General features: G+C 65.4%; 12 protein-coding genes. 6 read left to right on the top strand and 6 right to left on the bottom strand.

All coding sequences use genetic code 11. The annotated features are described in order from the left end of the window. The first annotated feature begins 7 nt into the window (after window positions 1-7). The 5 genes from XcuCFBP2542_RS04465 (at window position 8) to XcuCFBP2542_RS04445 (ending at window position 7,860) form a co-directional block, all read left to right on the top strand. Window positions 8-1,285 carry a sugar MFS transporter gene (locus tag XcuCFBP2542_RS04465; RefSeq protein ID WP_104602411.1) on the top strand — a complete coding sequence of 426 codons (1,278 nt, stop codon included), beginning with the start codon at window positions 8-10 and terminating at the stop codon, window positions 1,283-1,285. A gap of 40 nt (window positions 1,286-1,325) precedes the next feature. After that, window positions 1,326-2,393 carry a LacI family DNA-binding transcriptional regulator gene (locus tag XcuCFBP2542_RS04460; RefSeq protein WP_104602498.1) on the top strand — a complete coding sequence of 356 codons (1,068 nt, stop codon included), beginning with the start codon at window positions 1,326-1,328 and terminating at the stop codon, window positions 2,391-2,393. Window positions 2,394-2,399: 6 nt separating this feature from the next. Continuing rightward, window positions 2,400-3,428: an SIS domain-containing protein gene (locus XcuCFBP2542_RS04455; protein WP_104602410.1), complete on the top strand. Its 1,029-nt coding sequence runs from the start codon at window positions 2,400-2,402 to the stop codon at window positions 3,426-3,428. Window positions 3,429-3,430: 2 nt separating this feature from the next. Then, complete coding sequence (gene nagA / locus XcuCFBP2542_RS04450) at window positions 3,431-4,585, top strand: N-acetylglucosamine-6-phosphate deacetylase (RefSeq protein WP_104602409.1); 1,155 nt, start codon at window positions 3,431-3,433, stop codon at window positions 4,583-4,585. A 593-nt stretch (window positions 4,586-5,178) separates the two neighbouring features. Continuing rightward, window positions 5,179-7,860: a TonB-dependent receptor gene (locus XcuCFBP2542_RS04445; protein WP_211292977.1), complete on the top strand. Its 2,682-nt coding sequence runs from the start codon at window positions 5,179-5,181 to the stop codon at window positions 7,858-7,860. Window positions 7,861-7,904: 44 nt separating this feature from the next. On the opposite strand, the gene XcuCFBP2542_RS04440 is transcribed toward XcuCFBP2542_RS04445, so the two are convergent. Both XcuCFBP2542_RS04440 and XcuCFBP2542_RS04435 read right to left on the bottom strand, forming a co-directional pair. Continuing rightward, window positions 7,905-9,170 carry a multifunctional CCA addition/repair protein gene (locus tag XcuCFBP2542_RS04440; RefSeq protein WP_104602408.1) on the bottom strand — a complete coding sequence of 422 codons (1,266 nt, stop codon included), beginning with the start codon at window positions 9,168-9,170 and terminating at the stop codon, window positions 7,905-7,907. Between the two features lie 414 nt (window positions 9,171-9,584). Continuing rightward, window positions 9,585-11,558: a transglycosylase SLT domain-containing protein gene (locus XcuCFBP2542_RS04435; protein WP_104602407.1), complete on the bottom strand. Its 1,974-nt coding sequence runs from the start codon at window positions 11,556-11,558 to the stop codon at window positions 9,585-9,587. Window positions 11,559-11,831: 273 nt separating this feature from the next. Here XcuCFBP2542_RS04435 and XcuCFBP2542_RS04430 point away from each other — a divergent pair, with 273 nt between their 5' ends. Beyond that, window positions 11,832-14,711 carry a TonB-dependent receptor gene (locus XcuCFBP2542_RS04430; protein WP_104602406.1) on the top strand — a complete coding sequence of 960 codons (2,880 nt, stop codon included), beginning with the start codon at window positions 11,832-11,834 and terminating at the stop codon, window positions 14,709-14,711. Window positions 14,712-14,888: 177 nt separating this feature from the next. Here the strand turns inward: XcuCFBP2542_RS04430 and XcuCFBP2542_RS04425 are convergent, their stop codons facing one another. The 4 genes from XcuCFBP2542_RS04425 to betB all read right to left on the bottom strand — a co-directional run bounded on the left by XcuCFBP2542_RS04425 (window position 14,889) and on the right by betB (window position 20,081). Beyond that, window positions 14,889-16,091 (bottom strand): FAD-dependent monooxygenase, encoded by a 1,203-nt coding sequence (locus XcuCFBP2542_RS04425; protein WP_104602496.1) that lies wholly within the window; start codon window positions 16,089-16,091, stop codon window positions 14,889-14,891. 58 nt (window positions 16,092-16,149) lie between these two features. Then, window positions 16,150-16,602, bottom strand: a complete 453-nt coding sequence (locus tag XcuCFBP2542_RS04420) for a MarR family winged helix-turn-helix transcriptional regulator (RefSeq protein WP_104602495.1) — start codon at window positions 16,600-16,602, stop codon at window positions 16,150-16,152. Window positions 16,603-16,794: 192 nt separating this feature from the next. Continuing rightward, window positions 16,795-18,465, bottom strand: coding sequence for a choline dehydrogenase (gene betA / locus XcuCFBP2542_RS04415; RefSeq protein ID WP_104602494.1), 1,671 nt, complete (start codon window positions 18,463-18,465; stop codon window positions 16,795-16,797). A 143-nt stretch (window positions 18,466-18,608) separates the two neighbouring features. Beyond that, entirely contained in the window at window positions 18,609-20,081 is a 1,473-nt protein-coding gene (gene betB, locus XcuCFBP2542_RS04410; RefSeq protein ID WP_104602405.1) for a betaine-aldehyde dehydrogenase, read from the bottom strand. Window positions 20,082-20,111: the final 30 nt, after the last annotated feature.

The raw sequence follows: 20,111 nt of genomic DNA, 5'->3' as shown, positions 1-20,111 counted from the left end.
CCGATCCATGACTACTGCCAGGCCCGCAAACCCCGTTGTCTCGATCGCCATCGTCGGCGCGCTGTTCTTCATCATCGGCTTTTTCACCTGGATCAACGGGCCGCTGATTACCTTCGTGCGGCTGGCGTTCGATCTCAACGAGGTCAACGCCTTCCTGGTGCTGATGGTGTTCTACCTGTCGTACTTCTTCCTGGCGTTGCCGTCGTCGTGGATTCTCAAGCGCACCGGCATGAAGAAGGGCCTGGCGCTGAGCCTGGTGGTGATGGCGGTGGGCGCGGCGGGCTTCGGCCAGTTCGCCACCCAGCGCTGGTATCCGGGCGCGCTGGGCGGCTTGTTCGTGATCGGTAGCGGGCTGGCGTTGCTGCAGACCGCGATCAACCCCTACATCAGCATCCTCGGGCCGATCGAAAGCGCGGCGCGGCGCATCGCGCTGATGGGTATCTGCAACAAGATCGCCGGCATCCTGGCCCCGATCCTGATCGGTACGCTGGTGCTGCACGGTATCGGCGATCTGTCTGCGCAGGTGGCCAGCGCCGATGCCGCGACCAAGGAAACCTTGCTCACTGCATTCGCCGCCAAGATCCATGCGCCTTACCTGGTGATGTCCGGCGTGCTGCTGCTGTTGTCCACCGGCGTGCTGTTCTCGCCGCTGCCCGAACTCCGGGCTGCCGAGGCCAACGCCACGCCCGGCGCCAAGACCGGCAGGCAGAAGCACAGCATCTTCCAGTTTCCACACCTGTGGCTGGGCGTGCTGTGCCTGTTCGTCTACGTGGGCGTGGAGGTGATGGCCGGCGATGCCATCGGCACCTATGGCCATGGGTTCAACCTGCCGCTGGACAGCACCAAGCTGTTCACCTCCTACACCCTGGGCGCGATGCTGCTGGGCTATATCGCCGGGCTGGTGCTGATCCCCAACGTCATTTCGCAGGCGCGCTACCTGAGCGTGTCGGCGGTACTGGGCGTGCTGTTCTCGCTGGGTGCGTTGTTGACCCATGGCTACGTGTCGGTGGGCTTCGTTGCCGCGCTCGGGTTCGCCAACGCGATGATGTGGCCGGCGATCTTTCCGTTGGCCATTCGCGGGCTCGGCCGCTTCACCGAAATCGGCTCGGCGTTGCTGGTCATGGGCATTGCCGGCGGCGCGATCATTCCGCAGCTGTTCGCCATCCTCAAACAGCATTACGACTTCCAGGTCGTGTTCGCTGCGCTGATGGTGCCGTGCTATCTGTACATCCTGTTCTATTCGCTGCGCGGTCACCGTGTGGGCCTGCCGGCCCAGGCCAAGTGAGCGAAGCGGCATGATGCGTTCCGACGACCAAGGTACATCCATGCGCAGGCCCACCATCAAAGACGTCGCCGAGCGCGCCAAGGTCTCGCTGAAGACAGTGTCGCGCGTCATCAACAACGAGCCTTCGGTGATGCAGGCCACGCGCGCGCGCGTATTGCGCGCCATCGCCGATCTGGACTACGAGCCCGACCCGTCCGCGCGCAACCTGCGCAGCGGCACGCCGTTCGTGATCGGTCTGGTCTACGACAACCCCAACCCGTACCACATCATCGGCATCCAGAACGGCGTGCTTGCCGCCTGCCGTGAGACCGGCTTCGGCCTGCAGATCCATCCCTGCGATTCCACCTCGCCGCTGCTGGCCGAGGAACTGGCCGAATGGGTGCAGCGTTCGCGCCTGGCCGGCGTGGTGCTGACCGCGCCGATGTCCGAGCGCCCCGAACTGCTGGCCGGCCTGGCTGCACGCGGCATCAAGAGCGTGCGCATCATCGCGGCCACCGACGACCCGGGCGATGGTCACTGCGTGTATATCGACGACCGCGATGCGGCCTATGAGATCACCGAGCACCTGATCCAGCTCGGTCATCAGCGCATCGGTTTTCTCTGGGGCGGGCCGCAGCATCGTTCCAGCGGCGAGCGCTATGCCGGCTACGAGGCTGCGTTGAAGGACTATGGCATCCCGCTGGACAAGCATCTGGTGATTCCCGGTGACTACACGTTCGACGATGGGTTCCGTGGTGCGCGCCGGCTGCTGTCGCTGCGCGAACCGCCCACCGCCATCTTCGGCAGCAATGATGAAATCGCTGCCGGCGTGCTGGCCGCGGCCAAGTCCACCGGCATGAACGTGCCGTACCAGTTGTCGATCGCCGGCTTCGAAGACAGCCCGTTCTCGCGGCAGTCGTGGCCGACGCTGACCACCGCCAAGCAGGCTACCGACGACATCGCGCGGCATGCCGCACGCCTGCTCATCAGCCAGCTGCGCAGCGATGCCTACGACGACCAGCCCGCGCAACTGCAGAACCGCGGCTTCGTGCCGCAACTGGTGGTGCGCGGTTCCACCGCACCGGCGCAGACGCCGGCCAGCAAGTCCCTTCCTCCCGAATCCGCCTGAGTCCAGATGAGCCTCCCCCCAGAAACCGAGACCCTGATGTTCCGCGAGGCGGCGCAGACCGCCGACGTGGTGGCCGCACAGTTCGTGCGCAACGCCGGCACCATTGCCGCGCTGGCGCAGTCGCTGCGCGAGAACCCGCCGCCGTTCGTGGTGACCTGCGCACGCGGCAGTTCCGATCACGCGGCAACATATGCCAAGTACCTGTTCGAAACGCAGCTGGGCATCGTCACTGCCTCTGCATCGCCGTCGGTGGGCTCGGTGTATGTGGCGCCGCTGCAACTGCGTGGCGCGCTGTACATCGTGATCTCGCAATCGGGCAAGAGCCCGGACCTGTTGCGCAATGCCGAGGCCGCAAAGGCCGCCGGTGCGCGCGTGGTGGCGCTGGTCAACGTGGAGGATTCGCCGTTGGCGCAACTGGCCGAGGTGGTGATTCCGCTCGGCGCCGGCCCGGAAAAGAGCGTGGCGGCCACCAAGAGCTACCTCGCCTCGCTCGCGGCGGTGCTGCACCTGGGTGCCGTATGGAAGAACGATCCCGCACTGCTCGCCGCTGTGGATGCGTTGCCGCAACAACTGCGTAGCGCCTGGCAGGCGGATTGGTCGGCACTGACCACCGGTTTGACTCCCGCGCACAACCTGTTCGTGCTCGGCCGCGGCCTGGGCTTGGGCGCGGCGCAGGAGGCGGCGCTAAAATTCAAGGAAACCTGCGGCCTGCACGCCGAGGCGTACAGCTCGGCCGAGGTCAAGCACGGCCCGATGGCGTTGGTTGGCCCCGGCTTCCCGGTGCTGGTGTTCGCCCAGCCCGATGAAACCGGCGCAGGTACACGCGCACTGGCAGAAGAATTCCGCGCCCGCGGCGCCCAGGTATGGCTAGCCGCGCCCGATGGCGACCTGCCGCTGGCCGATGCCGCGCACCCGGCCTGCGCACCGCTGCTCACCGTGCAGAGCTTCTATCGCGCGATCAACGCATTGGCACTGCAGCGCGGCCATAACCCCGATCTGCCGCCGCATTTGAACAAGGTCACGGAAACCGTTTGAACATGGATGCTTCCCCGATTCAAGCGCTGTGCAATGCGCGCGTGTTGACCGATGACGGCTTGCAGGACGGCCTGGCCGTGCTGCTGGACGGTGCGCAGATTGAGGCAGTCGTGCCAGCCGACGATGCACGCGTGGCGCAGGCGCACGCGCGCGTGGACCTGGGCGGCGCCACCTTGCTGCCGGGCTTCATCGACATCCAGGTCAACGGCGGCGGCGGGGTGTTGTTCAACAACGCCCGCGATCCGCAGGCGCTGGCCACCATTGCCGCGGCCCACCGCCGCTTCGGTACCACCGGCCTGCTGCCGACGCTCATCAGCGACACCGCGCAGGTGATGGCCGAAGCGATCGAGGCCACCCGCGCTGCCATCGCGCACGGTGTGCCGGGCGTACTCGGCATCCATCTGGAAGGCCCTTATCTCAGCCCTGCACGCAAGGGCACGCACGACGCGCGCAAGTTCCGCGTGCCGGACGCGCATGAAATTGCGGTGGATACCTCGCTGGATAACGGCGTGACCCTGATTACGCTGGCGCCGGAGCGCGTGCCGCTGGACGACATTCGCGCCTTCGTGGCCGGCGGTGCGATCGTATTTGCCGGGCATACGGCTGCAACCTACGAGCAGGCGCGCGACGGCATTGCTGCCGGCGTGCGGGGTTTCACCCATGTCTATAACGCGATGTCGCAACTGGCCGGGCGCGAGCCCAATGCCGTGGGCGCCGCCCTGGAAGATCCCGACGTGTGGTGCGGCGTTATCGTCGATGGCGTGCACGTGCATCCGGCCAGCCTGCGTGTGGCGTTGGCGGCCAAGCCGCGCGGCAAGTTGCTGCTGGTGACCGACGCCATGCCGATGGTGGGCAGCGAGAGTGCCAGCTTCGATCTGTACGGCGAAACCATCACTGCCGTGGATGGCGTGGTGCGCAATGCCGACGGCGCTCTTGCTGGCTCGGCGCTGGACATGGCTACCGCCGTGCGCAACAGCGTGCGCTGGCTGGGCGTGGACCTGGCTGAAGCCGCACGCATGGCGTCCACCTATCCGGCGCAATGCATCGGCCTGGGCGAACGCCTGGGCCGCATCGCACCCGGCTACCAGGCCGACCTGGTGCTGGTGGATGCCGATGTGCAGGTGTTGAACACCTGGGTCGCCGGCCAGCGCGAGTGAGAGCGAGACAGTCCGCCGGCATCGCCGGCGGGCGCGGCGAATCGGCGAAGGCGAGCGGCGGACTCGCGCAGGCATCTCACACCCTGCTGACTCTACGCCGCGCAGTGCAACATTTCGCTGCGCAGCCTGCTCGCGTCACGCGGCGTGGCGCAATGGTCTGCATGCGTGGCCGCTGCGAATGCGACACGGATCACGTTGTCATCCCATTATCGACAGCAACCGTACCCTATCCCGCATAAAACCAGGCAGTTGATGACCATTGGTTGACAGTGCCACTGGCGGAAGGCACCTTCGCTGATAACGTTGTCAGCGAACAGGAGCTTGTTCCTGTCGATCACATCATTGCCAGCCGACCATGCGTCGGTCTGGCAGCTCGATCTGCGCGCAGAACGTGCGTGCGGGTCACCGCTCGCAATCCGGCGCAGGGGACGGATTGCAGCACCACGCGCGCCGCGCTCCAGTGCAGCCCATCGGTTGCGGCCTGACGTACTCGCCACGAGGTCAATGCAATGCTGTTTCCCCGCCTGTTTTCGTTATCTGTCGATGCAATCCGCATGACTGTTGCGCAGCCAATCGCTGCGATCGCCGGCCCGATGCAGGGGGTTGGCGCGCCATCGCACACGGGTGTGCGCAGGCAACCGCCGCAACGCACGCCACTGGGCGCGGCGGTCCGCGCCCTGCTGATCGGTGGCACCGCGATGAGCGGCGCGCTGGTGCTTCCCGCGTCTGCGCAGCAGCAGTCGGCACCAGCGCCCGCACCAGCACCGCCTGCACCGGCCGCTGCACAACAACAGCCGCCAGCCAATCCTTCGGTCGCCACGCTGGACGAGGTCAAGGTGGTGGGCTACCAGGCCAGCCTGGGCAAGGCGCTCAACGTCAAGCGCAATGCCGATGCGATCGTGGATGCGATCAGCGCCGAGGATATCGGCAAGTTTCCCGACACCAACGTGGCCGAATCCTTGTCGCGGCTCTCCGGCATTACCGTGGATCGCCAATTTGGCGAAGGCGAGAAAGTCAGCATCCTCGGGACCGACCCGGCACTCAATCGCGTGCTGCTCAACGGCCAGACCATTGCCTCCACCAGCTGGGGCGGCGATCCCAACGACCCGGATAGCCGTTCGTTCAACTACAGCACGCTGGCACCGGAAGTGGTCGGTCTGATGGAGGTCTACAAGACCCCCGAGGCGCGCATCGACGAAGGCTCCATCGGCGGTACCGTGATCGTGCACACGCGCAAGCCACTGGAACTCGATCGCAACACGCTCACTGGTACCGTGAGCTACGGTTACAACGATCGCTCCGAGGAGGGCAAGCCGAACGCCTCCGCACTCTACAGCTGGAAGAACCAGGACGAGACCTTCGGCGTGTTGACCTCGGTGATGCGGTCCCAGCGCGTGCTGCGCCGCGAAGGCGTGGAGATCTTCGGTTACGACGATGTCGCCGGCGCCGCGTTTCCGCCTGCGGTGGTCGGCAACAACACCGGTGTGTTTCCCACCTCGATCAACACCGCGCTGTTCCAGCAGACGCGCAAACGCGATGGCATCAGCGCTGCGCTGCAGTGGAAGCCCGATGCCGACTTCGAACTCAATCTGACCGGTCTGTACGTCACCGAGAATTTCGACAACTACAACCAAAGCCGCTACGGCTACTGGGGATCCAACCCCGGCGATGCACAGGCGCTGGGTTTCGAAAACGGCGTGGCCACCTCCGGCACCTTCGGCGATCAGTCCACCACGTTCCTGGATGGCTACCTGCGCAACAGCGATGTCAGCACCGGCAGCATCCACCTGCGCGCCGACTGGCATGGCGACGGCTGGAACGCTTCCAGCCAGGTCGGCTACACCAGCTCGCAGGGCGGCGCCGAGCGTATCTACGGCATCCAGTTCCGCAACCTGGCCGGCTACAGCTACACCATCGACGGGCGCCGCACTGCGATGGACTACACCACCGAGCCTACCAACGCCGCGGCGATGCAGCTCAACAATGCCTCGGCCAGCCATAGCCCGCAGTACGACAAGGAGCGTTACCTGCAGCTGGATTTCGACCATGCCGTGGAGTGGGGCCCGTTCACGCAACTGCTCACCGGCATCAAGCTGACCAATCATGCCACCGGGCAGTCGTCCTACAGCCGCACCTGGGCGCCGAAGGATGGCAGCACGCTGGTGGATTTTTCGCCAGGTACCACGCCATCCGGCTACCTGGACGGCCTGTCCACCAGCGCCGACATGCAGCGCTGGTCCACCATCGGGCGCGCTGCGATCAGCCGCTACATCGGTGGCCTGGAAGGCGATGCCGGGCTGCCGATCAGCTATGCAGGCAACTACAGCATCGAGGAGCAGAACCGCGCCTGGTTCCTGCAGGGCAACTTCTCCGGCGAGCGCTATCGCGGCAACATCGGCGTGCGCTATGTGCACACCCGCGATTCCACCGATGGCTTCAGCTATGCGCCAGGCGGCAGCTACACGCCGGTCAACTTTCTCAGCAGCTACGGCAAATGGTTGCCGGCCTTCAACATCGCCTACGACCTGCGCGACGATCTGATGCTGCGTTTCGCCGCCTCCAAGGTCATCGCACGGCCGCGCTATACCAACATGACCCCGTATGTGGCTACCGACGACACCACCTTGACCGCCTCCACCGGCAACCCCGGCCTGCGCCCGTACGAGTCCACCAACCTGGGTGCGTCGCTGGAATGGTACTTCGACGACAGCAGCCTGCTCAGCGCCGAGTTCTTCTCGCGCGATATCTCCAACTACATCCTCACCACCGTGCAGGACCGGGTGTTCTTCAACAACGCCACGGGTGGGTCGAGCACCTACCAGACCTCGGTCCCCACCAATGCCGGCGATGCCAAGGTGCAGGGGGTGGCGCTCAACCTGCAGCACAATTTCGGGAATGGCTTCGGTGTGGTGGCCAACTACACCTATTCCGACGCCAATACCGACGGCGACTACAGCCTGCCGTACAACTCGCGCAACGCCTACAACATCAGCCCGTACTACGAGCAGGGCAAGTGGAGTGCGCGGGTGAACCTGGGCTGGCGTTCGGAATACTTCACCCAGATCGGCCGGCTCAACGGCCAGCAGATGACCGATGCCTTCACCCAGGTCGATGCCTCGTTCGGCTACCAGGCCACCGAGCGGCTGCGCGTGGCGCTGGAAGCCACCAACCTGCTGGACGAAACCTACTTCAGCTACATCGGCAACAAGAACCAGCCGTACTACCTCTACAAGAATGGCCGGTCGTTCATGCTGAGCCTGAATTTCAAGCTATAACTGCGAGTGAGCGGCTGCGTGATGCAGCCGCTACGGCGGACTGCTCAAGCCCGTTGCGTAGTGCCCTCGTGAGTGCCTGGATCGTCGCCAGCACGCACGGCCGCAATCGCGGCAATGCGGGCTTTCGCCAAGGCCTCGCCGATCTGCGGGCCTTGCAGACCTTCGGCGGCCAGGTCGCGTGCATGGATGGCCAGCGCAGCGGCGTGCAGGCGCTTGAGCTGTTCGCCTTGCGGGTACGCGGCGTCTGCGCTGCCCAGCCGCCCACGTTTGTCGGCTTCGCACACCAGCGCCAGCTGCGCGATGCGCTCCGGCCGACGGAAGCCGTCGCAACGCACCAGCAGCGCGTGCACGGTGCTGTTGCGCAGTTCGGGCAGGCGATGCACGTTGAGATGTTCGCGACAGGCGGTGACGGCCAACTGGCGATAGTCCTGCGGAATCTTGAGCCGTTCGCACAGCGCCTGCAGCGGCGCCACGCCGCGCTGTTCATGCATCAGGTGGCGGGGCCATTGCTCCGGTGGCGTCAACGCCTTGCCCAGATCATGGGTGAGCGCGGCAAAGCCGATCAGCGCATCACCCGGCGCCAGCCGCGCGGCCATGTCGCTGACCATTTCCTGGTGGATGCCGGTGTCCACTTCCGGATGAAAATCGGCGCGTTGCGGTACGCCGTACAGCGCATCGATTTCGGGCAGGATGCTGCGCAGCGCATCGGTGTCGTGCAGGGTGCGCAAGAAGGCCGATGGCCGGGCACAGCCCAGCGCACGGCGCAGCTCCTGCCAGACGCGTTCGGGCACCAGGCTGTCCAGCTCGCCGCTGGCCGCCATCTGGCGCATCAGCGTTGCCGTTTCCGGTGCGAGCGTGAACCCCAACGGCGCCAATCGCGCCATGAAACGCGCCGCACGTAGCACGCGCACGGGGTCTTCGACGAAGGCCGGGCCAACGTGCCGCAGCACGCGCGCCTGCAGATCGCGCGCACCGCCATACGGGTCTACCAGTTCGCCACTGTCGTCGTCGCGGGCAATCGCATTGATGGTGAAGTCACGCCGCAGCAGATCTTCTTCCAGCGTCACCGACGGGTCGGCATCCACCACGAAGCCGCGGTAGCCCCGGCCCGATTTGCGCTCGGTGCGTGCCAGCGCGTACTCCTCGCCGCTGCGTGGGTGCAGGAAGACCGGGAAATCCTTGCCAACCGGCTTGAATCCCTGGGCCTGCATCTGCGCCTGATCGGCACCGACCACCACCCAATCGCGGTCGCCGGCCGGCTGGCCGAGCAGGGAATCGCGGACAGCGCCGCCCACCAGATAGATCTTCATGGACACATGATGCCCGATGCGGTGCGCCAGGCGAGACGCCACATGCGCTTGTTGGCGAATGTGCCGGCCCAACGCGCCAGCAGCCGCTGTGTGTGCACCACCCGCCGCGTTTCACACGACTACCGACCAACAGTCTGGTGCGGTGTCCTCGCCGGTTGCGGGACCCTTGGCGGCATGGATGCTGCCACGGAGCCTCCAGGGACGGATTCACGGCGTGTTCCGCAAGCGGTGAGGGCACCGCGCCCTCCACGCCCAAGCCTTCGAGTGCACGAAGCGACGCAACACGCCTGGTTCCTGGCCTCAACGCCCCGGGTCTTTCAGAGTACCGACAGACGCGTATCACAGAGGCATCGCGCAAGCGCACAAGCACGACCGGTGTATCAGGCGGCCATGCTCGTTGCGTCTGACCGAGGCTCAGTCCTGCGCAGCGTTGTTGGCAGCCTGGCCTGGCGCGCACACCGGACGGTTGCGCTTGTCCACCAGCTTGCCCATCAGCCGGTCGCTTAGCGGCAGCACGTCGCCATTGAGCCGCCAGTCGTAGATCACGCTGAAGGCCAGCACACGCGCGACATAGTCGCGGGTTTCCTTGTAGCTGATGGTTTCGATCCAGAAATCCGGCTCGAAGTTCGGCCGCTGCGATTGCCAGCGGCCGGTCGGGCCAGGGCCGGCGTTGTAGGCGGCGATGGTGAGATAGGGCAGCCCATAGGTGTTGAGCAACTGACGCAGGTAGGCCGTGCCGATGGCGATGTTGGTGTCCGGCTCGTACAGGCTGGTGGCACCCGCATAGCCGGGCAGGGCGATGCCCTTGGCCACGGCCGCGCCGGTGCCGGGCAATACCTGCATCAGGCCCATGGCATTGGCCGGCGAACGCGCGCGTGGGTTGAAGATGCTTTCGGCGCGGATCTCCGCAGCCACCCAGGCCGGGTCGATCGCATTCTTGGCGGCCTCACGGCGAATGCTGTCGTCGTGGTGCAGCGGAAAGCGCAGCGTATACAGGCGCTGTTCGTCCGGCTGCTTGCCGAGCGCAAACACCGCGCGGTCGAACCAGCCATTGTCACTGGCGACCTCCACGGCAAGCCGGCGCTGGGTATCGTCGAAGCGGCTGGCGGCATCGTTCCATTCGGCCACCGCCCAGCCGGGGCGATCGATCTGGAACAGGGCAATCGCGCGGCCCAATGCCGGGTCGCGCGCTACCGCCGCCTTGGCCTGTGGACTGTCCTTGGGTTCCCACGGGCAGATCCGGTAGGGCTGTTGCAGGCGGTCGGCAGCCAGAAAACCGTGGAAGGTAGGCGATTGTGCGGCGGCGCGATACAGCGCTTGCGCGGCTTCTGCCGAGCCGGTCTTTTCGGCCAGGCGCGCTTCGAAATACTGCCAGCGCGAATCGGCCCGTTGGCTTGCCGGCATCTTGCGGATTGCCGCCAGCGCCGCCGGCCAATCGCCGCGCGCCATCGCTTCGCGCGCGCGCCATTCGTGCAGGCGTTCGTCGTAGTCGGCGTCGGGCACTGCGTCGAGCCGGCGTGCCGAATCCGGCAGGTACGAGGCCACCGTCCATAGCGCGATCTGGTATAGCACCTGTCCACGCTGCGTATCGTTGAAGCCGAGTGCGCTGGCCAGTTGCGGCAGCTGTTGTTCGGCCGCATCCGGGTCGCTCTTGGCGAGCTTGGCCAGGCCATCGGCCGCAATGCGGCGGCTGCGCTCGGTCTTGGGCCAATCCAGTGCACGCGGGTGGACCTTGTCGAGAAAGGCCGCGTAATCGGTTGCCAGTGCCAGATCAGCCGCCGGCAAGCCGCGCGCCGCAGCACGCATCACCGCAGGCAGCTGCGCATCGGCGGCCGCTTCCACCCGTTCCCAGCGCAGTGCTGGTGTCAGATCGCCGCGCGCTTCCAGTGTGGCAACCACTGGGTCGCACGCATCAGGCAGTGCCTTGCCGTTGCGCCACAGCGCGAGTGCATCGCGGCTCCACTGCGCATCCAGCTTGCCGGTGGCCTGGCGTGCGCTGAGCTGCGCGCACCGCAGGCCAAGGTTCTCGGTGGGCTTCCAATTGGCCAGCAGGGTAGTCCAGTCCTGCCGACGCGCCACTGCCGGCAGCCAGCTGCTACGGAAGCTTTCGGCCACCGCCTGGCCGGCATAGCGCTGCAGAAATCCTTGCGCCTGCGCGTTGGACACCGTGTCGATACTGCGCTTGAGCGTGGCCAATTCCAGCCAGCCGTATAGCGGATGGCGGCTCAACGCGGTGAGCTGGGCGGGGTCGGACTGGCCGCGCTCGGCAGCGGCGATCGCATCGCGCATGGCAGTCAACTGTGGATCGAGGCTTTGCGCGTGCAGCGCAGTGCTGCCAAGCCACAGCAGGCCAGCGAGGAGAGTGGCGAAACGCGGGAAAGAAGTCATCGCGTGATGATACCGAAGCAGGGCTGAGCGCTTGGGTGAACATGCGCTGCGCCATGGCGCGGGCGTGTTGCAACGATGCGCAACGCCCGCGCGGTGGCCAACCGGTGATGCGCGCGCCTCAGGCGTTGCCAGGCGGGAGCCCTCAGTGCGACGCCGATCGCAGTGCTGCACTGCCAGATTGCAGCGCGTTAAGCTTTCGTTTAAAACTCGGGACGGACCGCAGGGCACGGGGGCGTGCGGGCACTTTGAAGAATCCTTCTGGAGAGAGAAAGGATGAAGCGTCTGATCCGTCCATCACGGTCATGCCTGGCCGTGCAGTTTTCGTTGTGCCTGATTCCCACACTCGCCTGGGCGCAACAGCCCGACGCCGCTCCCGCCACGCGCACGCTCGACAGCGTGCAGGTCACCGGTACCCGAATCAAGACTGCAGAGCTGCAAGGCCAGGTGCCGATCCAGACGCTCAATCGCGCCGACATCGAACGTACCGGCCTCACCTCGATCGGCGAGGTGCTGCAGGAACTCACCGCCTCCGGTTCTGCACTCAACGCCAAGTTCAACTCGTCCGGCAACTTCGGCTTCCCGCCCGACGGTAGCGGCGTGGGCGCGGGCTCGGCGCAGGTGGATCTGCGCCATCTCGGCGCCAAGCGGGTGCTGGTGCTGGTCGATGGCATCCGCTGGGTCAATGAATCCTCCGCCTCTGGCGTGGGTTCCTCGACCGACCTCAACACCATTCCACTGGCCATCGTCGAACGCATCGAGGTGCTCGAAGACGGCGCCTCGTCGTTGTACGGGTCCGATGCGATTGCCGGTGTGGTCAATATCATCACCCGGCGCAAATTCGACGGCGCGCAGGTCACGCTGAACTACGGCCAGTACGGCAAGGGCGACGGCACCAACCAGGGCATGGATCTGGCCTGGGGCACCAGTGGCGAGAATTTCAGCCTGTTCCTGGGCGCCAGCTACGTGAAACAGGAGCCGATCTACGCCCGCGATCGCGCGCAGTCGCGCTTCCCGATTCCCGGCACCGGGCTGACCTTCGGTAGCTCGGCCACCCCGGATGGACGCTTCCAGTTTTTCGACCCCAATACCGGCGCACGCCAGAATCTCACCCCGAACGCGGGCGTGGGCACGCCGCGTTACGATGGCAGCGCCGGCTGCACGCGCAGCGACGATTACCACTGCTTTGGTACCGCAGACCGCTACAACTTTGCCGAACAGAATCTGCTGCTCACCCCGTCCGAGCGCAAGGGCGTGTTCGCACAATTCCGGTATGACGTCAGCGACGACGTGCAGTGGTACGTCAAGGCCTTGGGCAACCGGCGCGAATCGACCAACCAGGCCGCGCCGGAGCCGATCTTCCTCGGCCCGGATGCCGGCACCGGCAATCCGCTGGCCGACACTATCGTGATTTCGGGGCGTAACCCGTTCAATCCATTCGGCTTCGACCTGGACTCGGCCACCAACCTGATCCAGATCGGCCGGCGCCCGGTGGAAGGTGGGCCGCGCCGGTACGAGCAGCAAGTGGATACGCAGTATGTCGGTACCGGGCTGGTGGGCATTTTCGAAGGCGATGCGCGGACCTGGTATTGGGACGTCAACGGCATGTACAGCAAGAACAAGGCCGAACAGACCAACTATGGCAGCTACAACCTGTTCAATATCAATCTGGCGCTGGGCGACCCGGCCGCCTGCGCGGCGGTGGCCGGTTGCGTGCCGCTGGATATCTTCAGCGGCGCGGGCAGCATCACTCCGGACATGCTGCGCTGGATCCAGCCGGTGGTGCGCGACCGCAGCCAGAACGAGTTGAGCCTGTTCACCGCCAACCTCAGCAGCGAGCTGTTCCAACTGCCTGGTGGCGCGGTGTCGTTCGCCACCGGCTATGAATATCGCAAGTATGAAGGCTCGTATCAGCCCGATCCGCTCACCGTGGCCGGCCGCTACAACGGCGTCCCGTCGTTGCCGACCGCCGGCAGCTATGACGTCAACGAGGCCTATCTCGAACTCAATATCCCGATCTTCGCCAACTCCTCGCTGGGCGACAAACTCGATCTGAATATCGCTGGCCGCTATTCGGATTACTCCACCTTCGGCGGCGAGTTCACGCCCAAATACGGCCTGCGTTGGCAGGTGACCGACGAACTGGTGTTACGCACCAGCTATGCCGAGGGCTTCCGCGCACCGACCATCGGCGAGCTGTTCGGTTCGGCCGCGCGCGCCGACCTGCAATTGTCCGATCCCTGCTCGATCGGCCTGGGTGGTACCGCGCCGCGCGGCAGTGCCGCCAATTGCGCCGCACTGGGCGTACCGGGCGGCTACCAGCAGGCGAACCAGCAGATCTCCGTCACCACCGGTGGCAACGAGCAACTGGACCCGGAGCGTTCGCGCAGCTTCAGTGCCGGCATGGTCTTCAGCCCGGGCTTTGCCAGCAATGCCAGCTGGTCGGATCGGCTCGACATGGAAGTGACCTTCTATCGCCACCATGTGGATGGCGCGATCCAGGCGATCAATGCGCAGACGCAGCTGGATCTGTGCGTGGATACATTGGATGCGTTGTACTGCAATGGCATCGGGCGCGCCTCCACCGGCGGCATCAATGCCTTCAACAACCGCCTGACCAACCTGGGTTCGATCAAGACCGACGGGTGGGACGTGGACCTGTTCTGGACGCTGCCGGAAAGTGCGCTCGGCCGCTTCAAGCTGTCGTGGCAGAACACCTTCGTGGGCCGTTACGAGGCGCTGGGCGCGGCCGGGCAGCGGCAACCGCAAGGGCCGGGCATCGAGGTGGTCGACAGTGCCATCCCCGAGTGGACCAGCAATGCGGTGCTGGACTGGTCGCTGGGCAACTGGACGGCCTCGTGGACGGCGCGCCACATCTCCAAACTCACCGAGCAGTGCGGCGATGCGGTCGAATTTGCGGTCTGTGGCAACCCGACCGAAGGCACCAACCAACTGGATGCGATCACGTATCACGACGCACAGGTGGGCTATCGCGTCGATTGGCTCAAGGGCCTGCAACTCACCGCCGGCTTGAACAACGTGTTCGACAAGGACCCGCCGATCTGCCTGTCATGCTCACTCAATGGCTATGACGCCTCCACCTACGATATTCCGGGTGGACGCTTCTGGTATGTGCGGGCGGACCTGAAGTTCTAGGGCAGCCGGACGCTGCGTGGTTCTTCAGTGAGAACCACGCAGGCTGATTGGGTAATCGCGGTGCGCTGGAGGTGTTTTGGTCGCATTGCACCTGGTCATGACGGGCAATGCGCAGGTGCCGGTTGCCTGCGCATCACCGGCGCGGTGCCTGCACGCGAGCCAGTGACGACGACGGTTTCAGCGCAGCTCTCCCGGCCGATAGTCTGGCAAGGCGATGCTGTTGGAATCGCGCGCAAAACGGTTGTTGATGAGGCGTCGGACAAACGGTGTACCTGCCAGGCGCATCGCACTGCGCAACAGCGCCAGCCCGACCGTGGTATGCGGCCAGAGCAGGCGAGGGACGATCTTGGGAACGTTCTGCCCCTCTTTGACGAACGGGCGCATGATCCGTTCGTAGTGCGCAAACGCTTGCGTCGGTGTGCTGGCCTGCGCAAGTTCGCCTGCCAGTACATAGCTGCCGACCATCGCCAGCGTCGTGCCGATACCCGACAGCGATGTGGGGCACCACGCGGCGTCGCCGGTCACCACCACCCGGCCTGCCGACCATCGCGGCATGCGGACCTGCCGCAGCACCTCGAAGTAAAAATCGTCGACATCCTTCATCGCGTCGAGAATGCGCGGGAATTCCCAGCCGTCGTTGGCAAATTGCGCTTGCATATAGCGCCGTTGCCGCTCCAGGCTCCATGTGTTCTCGCCTTCGGGCCGCTTCTGCAGGCCCAGATAGGCGCCCAGCTTGCCGTCCAGCGCGGGTTTCAACGTCGCGCCGCGCCCGCCCACCGTGTTGTATTGCCTGGCATAGGCACTGTCGTGCGCGCGTCGGGGGATGCTGAAATACGCGATGGTCATGTCCATCCAGTACGGCACGTTCGCGCCGGGAAACACTAGCTCACGCGTGTGCGCACCCACGCCTTCGGCAACCACGACAGCGTCGTAGCGTGCGCAGCGGCCGCTGTGGAAGTTGATGTCGACGCCGTCCTGGTCCTGGGCGACGTTGCAAATGCTGTCGCCGAAGCGATAGGGCACGCGCTTGCGGGTGGCGTCGTACAGGATGCGCGCAAGGTCGCCACGACGGATCTCCAGGTCGGCAGTGGGCCCGCTGTCGGTCTCGGACTCGGCAGCCTTGAAGCGCGCAATGACCCGATTGTCTTCGCTGACCCAATCGGTACCGAGCTCCTTGGTGCTGCGTTCGAATGCACGCGCTTCCAGGCCCATGCGGCGCAGCACCTCGCGGGCATTGCCGCGGACGTCGACGTTCTGGCCGCCATCGCGAAATTCCGGCGCGCGTTCGACCACCTCGACCTCCACCCCGTGGGCGTCAAGCCACCAGGCCGCAGTGGTCCCGGCGACGCTGGCGCCGCTGATGAGAATCCGACGGGACATGCTGCCGCTCCTGCAGTAAATGTACATCACGCATGATACATAAATATCATGCGTGATTCTATTGCTCTGCAGCGGATTCCAGGTTGGCGATCAGGCGGCCAAGCAACACGGTCAGCAGCCCGGCTTCTTCGCTGGAAAATCCCGAGACGCCAACGGCATTGAAGTGAAGCAGCGCGGTGCGCCCGGTGGCGGCAGCCTCTTTGCCTGCATCGGTCAGCCGAACCGTGGCGGCACGTTTATCGCTGGACATCGCCTGGCGCGCAATCAGGCCCATCGCTTCGAGCTTGTCCAGCAGTGCGGCCATTGCAGGCTGCTTCACGGCGGAGTCGCGCACCAGGTCCCGCTGCAGCATGGGGCCTTTCCACGACAGCAACAGCAACGGCCCGATCAGCGCAAGTGTCAGCCCATGTTCTCGCAGCCGTGCGTCGACACTGCGGTTGAAGACGCGCGCGGCGTGGTTTGCCAGATAGCCGGGCGCGATGGCGGCTTCCGGGTGTATGTCCGAGTTCATGCGCGCAGCATAGCCCACGCGTGTGGGATGTGGCGCCGCGCCACTGGCGCCATCGTGCGGCACAACACCGGAGTTGGCACGCACTGGCAACGCGCATCTTGCAACGTTGGCGCAGCGCCTTTGATGGGCTACGGCGTGATGCGCGACACCTTGGTGCGTTGCGCATCCGCGGCCCTTACGCGTGGCCGATCGTCATCGGCGCACCGGTGCATCGCCGGCGATGTAGTAATCAGCCGTGCTACGCGGCAAGGGCGTGCGCCCGCGCATGCGGTCGGCGATCTTCTCGGCGATCATGATGGTGGTGGCGTTGAGGTTGCCGGTGATGATGCGCGGCATGATCGAGGCGTCGATGACACGCAAGCCTTCCATGCCATGCACGCGGCCTTGTCCATCCACCACGGCCATGTCGTCGGTGCCCATCGCACACGAGCACGATGGGTGATACGCGGTTTCTGCACGCGACCGCACGAATGCGTCCAGCTCGGCGTCGGTCTTGCAATCGGCGCTGGGACTGATCTCGCGGCCGCGATATGCATCGAGCGCGGGCTGGGCGATGATCTCGCGCGTGATGCGGATGGCATCGCGAAATTCCTGCCAGTCCTGATCGGTGGATTGATAGTTGAACAGGATGGATGGATGCTGGCGCGGATCGCGCGATTTGGCATGCACGCGCCCGCGGCTGGGCGTACGCATCGAGCCGACGTGTGCCTGGAAGCCATGCTCCTTCACCGCGTTGCTGCCGTTGTAGTTGATCGCCACCGGCAGGAAGTGGTACTGGATGTTGGGCCAGTCGAACTCATCGCGCGTGCGGATGAAACCACCGGCTTCGAACTGGTTGCTGGCGCCGGTGCCGGTGCCGGCGAACAGCCACTGCGCGCCGATCGCCGGCTGGTTCCACCATTGCAGTGCCGGATACAGCGACACCGGCTTGGTACAGGCGTACTGGATATACACCTCCAGGTGATCCTGCAGGTTCTGGCCAACGCCGGGCAAGTCGTGCACCAGTTGCACATCCAATGCGCGCAGCAACTCCGGCGCGCCCACACCGGAGCGCTGCAACAGCTGCGGCGAGGCGATGGCACCCGCACACACCAGCACTTCGCGGCGCGCATGCGCATCGATCCCCTGGCTGTTGTTGCCCACCAGATAATGCACGCCAATCGCCCGCTTGCCGGCAAACAGGATGCGGTCGGTGGTGGCATGGGTGACGATGTGCAGGCCATCGCGCGGGCGGGCGATGTCCAGGTAACCGCGCGCAGTGCTGGCGCGTCGCCCGCGCGGTGTCACCGTGCGGTCCATCGGCCCGAAGCCTTCCTGCTGGTAGCCATTGAGATCGTCGGTGCGCGGGTAGCCCGCCTGTACGCCTGCCTCGACCATGGCATGGAACAGCACGTTGTTGTCGTTGTGCGGCGTGGCCACGCTCACCGGGCCGTCGCCGCCGTGATAGTCGTTGGCACCGATGTCGCGCGTCTCGGCCTTGCGGAAATAGGGCAGGACATCGCGGTAGCTCCAGTCCTCCAGGCCCGGCCGTTTGGCCCAGTGATCGAAATCCAGCGCGTTGCCGCGGATGTAGCACATGCCGTTGATGAGCGACGAACCGCCCAGGCCCTTGCCACGCCCACACTCCATCCGGCGGTGATCCATATGCGGTTCCGGCTCGGTTTCATAGGCCCAGTTATAGCGGCGGCCCTGCAGCGGGAACGCCAGCGCGGCTGGCATCTGGGTCCGGAAATCCAGCCGGTAGTCCGGTCCACCCGCCTCGAGCAGCAGCACGGTGACACCCGGATCTTCGGTCAAGCGTGCCGCCAGCACGTTGCCGGCCGATCCGGCGCCGATGATGATGTAGTCGTATTCGCGTTGCATGGTGATCTCCTGATGCTTGTGCAGTGCAGCGGCGGCCAGGGCGCGGCGCAGTGTCGGGATGGACGTGGACACGGCGTGGCCACGCGCTGCGTGTGGTCTGCGTGAGGCAGTCGAGAAACGACTGCAACACGGGTCAGCCGCGATCAAAACACCGATGCGTAGCGTTCCAGTTCGACCTGGACCGATTTGGTGCGCGTGTAGGCCTGCAAGGTGGCCAGGCCGTTTTCGCGGCCGACGCCCGATTGCTTGTAGCCGCCCACCGGCATTTGCGCGGGCGATTCGCCCCAGGTGTTGATCCAGCAGATACCCGCTTCCAGGCGATGGATCAGCCGGTGCGCACGCGCCAGATCCGGCGTGACCACGCCAGCTGCCAGGCCATAGGTGGTGGCATTGGCACGCGTCACCGCTTCGTCCTCGTCGTCGTAGGTGAGCAGGCTCAACACCGGTCCGAAGATCTCCTCGCGCACGATGGCCATCGCATCCATGCAATCGCTGAAGATGGTCGGCGCCACGTAATAGCCCTGTGCCAGTGCGCCGTCGCGTAGTCGCTGCCCACCGCATAGCAGGCGTGCCCCTTCGGCCTTGCCCTGTTCGATGTAGTCCAGCACGCGCTGCATGTGCGCGGCGCTGACCAAGGGGCCGAAGGTCGTGCGCGCATCGAGCGGGTCGCCGATATGGATGCGCTGCACACGCGCCAGCAGGCGCGCTTCGAACGCGCAGCGCAGCGCGCGCGGCACGAAGACGCGGGTGCCGTTGGTACACACCTGCCCGGAGCTGTAGAAGTTGGCCATCATTGCGATGTCGGCAGCCAGGTCCAGATCCGCATCGGTGCAGACGATCAACGGCGACTTGCCGCCCAGTTCCATGGTGACGTCCTTCAGCGACGAGCTGGACGCACTGGCCATCACCTTGCGCCCGGTGGCGGTGCCGCCGGTAAAGCTGATCTTCTCGATCTGCGGATGTTCGGTGAGCGCGGTGCCCACGCTGGCGCCGTCGCCGGGCAGTACGTTGAACACGCCATCGGGCAGGCCGGCTTCGGTGAACAGTTCGGCCAGTTTGAGCGCGGTGAGCGGCGTCACCTCGCTGGGCTTGAAGATCATCGCATTGCCGGCAGCCAGTGCCGGCGCCGCCTTCCACAACGCAATCTGGATCGGGTAGTTCCACGCGCCGATCGCACCGACCACGCCCAGCGGCTCATGCCGGGTATAGAAGAAGCTGCCTTCGCGCAGTGGCACCTGCACGCCCTGCAATGCCTGCGCGACGCCGGCGTAGTACTCCAGCACATCGGCGCCGGTCACCACGTCCACGCTGCGGGTTTCGCTCAGTGGCTTGCCGGTGTTGAGCGTTTCCAGTTCGGCCAGGGCATCGTTGCGTTCGCGCAATAGCGCCACTGCACGCAGCAGGATGCGCGAGCGTTCCACCGTGGTCAGTGCGGCCCATTGCCGCTGGCCCGCCTTGGCGCTGTCGACCGCCGCATCCAGATCCTCGGCACCAGCATTGTGCACGTTGGCCAGTACCTCGCCGGTCGCCGGATTGACTACCTCGAAGGTATGGCCGCCGCGGGCGGGAACGTAGCGGCCGCCGATGTAGAGCAGCTGGTCGGGAAAACGTGGCATGACAAACCTCCTGTGGGACGCACGCTGCAG

Origin of the sequence: Xanthomonas cucurbitae, assembly GCF_002939885.1 — a bacterium.
GTDB classification, from domain to species: domain Bacteria; phylum Pseudomonadota; class Gammaproteobacteria; order Xanthomonadales; family Xanthomonadaceae; genus Xanthomonas; species Xanthomonas cucurbitae.
Note: the sequence above shows the minus strand (reverse complement) of the source record. Positions and strands in the feature narration are given on the sequence as shown.

What these genes read in the sequence shown, in the direction of transcription:
- betB (WP_104602405.1), bottom strand. Translation starts at nt 20,081, where the DNA reads ATGCCACGTTTTCCCGACCAGCTGCTCTACATCGGCGGCCGCTACGTT.
- XcuCFBP2542_RS04460 (WP_104602498.1), top strand. Translation starts at nt 1,326, where the DNA reads ATGCGCAGGCCCACCATCAAAGACGTCGCCGAGCGCGCCAAGGTCTCG.
- XcuCFBP2542_RS04455 (WP_104602410.1), top strand. Translation starts at nt 2,400, where the DNA reads ATGAGCCTCCCCCCAGAAACCGAGACCCTGATGTTCCGCGAGGCGGCG.
- XcuCFBP2542_RS04435 (WP_104602407.1), bottom strand. Translation starts at nt 11,558, where the DNA reads ATGACTTCTTTCCCGCGTTTCGCCACTCTCCTCGCTGGCCTGCTGTGG.
- XcuCFBP2542_RS04440 (WP_104602408.1), bottom strand. Translation starts at nt 9,170, where the DNA reads ATGAAGATCTATCTGGTGGGCGGCGCTGTCCGCGATTCCCTGCTCGGC.
- betA (WP_104602494.1), bottom strand. Translation starts at nt 18,465, where the DNA reads ATGCAACGCGAATACGACTACATCATCATCGGCGCCGGATCGGCCGGC.
- XcuCFBP2542_RS04425 (WP_104602496.1), bottom strand. Translation starts at nt 16,091, where the DNA reads ATGTCCCGTCGGATTCTCATCAGCGGCGCCAGCGTCGCCGGGACCACT.
- XcuCFBP2542_RS04430 (WP_104602406.1), top strand. Translation starts at nt 11,832, where the DNA reads ATGAAGCGTCTGATCCGTCCATCACGGTCATGCCTGGCCGTGCAGTTT.
- XcuCFBP2542_RS04420 (WP_104602495.1), bottom strand. Translation starts at nt 16,602, where the DNA reads ATGAACTCGGACATACACCCGGAAGCCGCCATCGCGCCCGGCTATCTG.
- nagA (WP_104602409.1), top strand. Translation starts at nt 3,431, where the DNA reads ATGGATGCTTCCCCGATTCAAGCGCTGTGCAATGCGCGCGTGTTGACC.
- XcuCFBP2542_RS04445 (WP_211292977.1), top strand. Translation starts at nt 5,179, where the DNA reads ATGCAGGGGGTTGGCGCGCCATCGCACACGGGTGTGCGCAGGCAACCG.
- XcuCFBP2542_RS04465 (WP_104602411.1), top strand. Translation starts at nt 8, where the DNA reads ATGACTACTGCCAGGCCCGCAAACCCCGTTGTCTCGATCGCCATCGTC.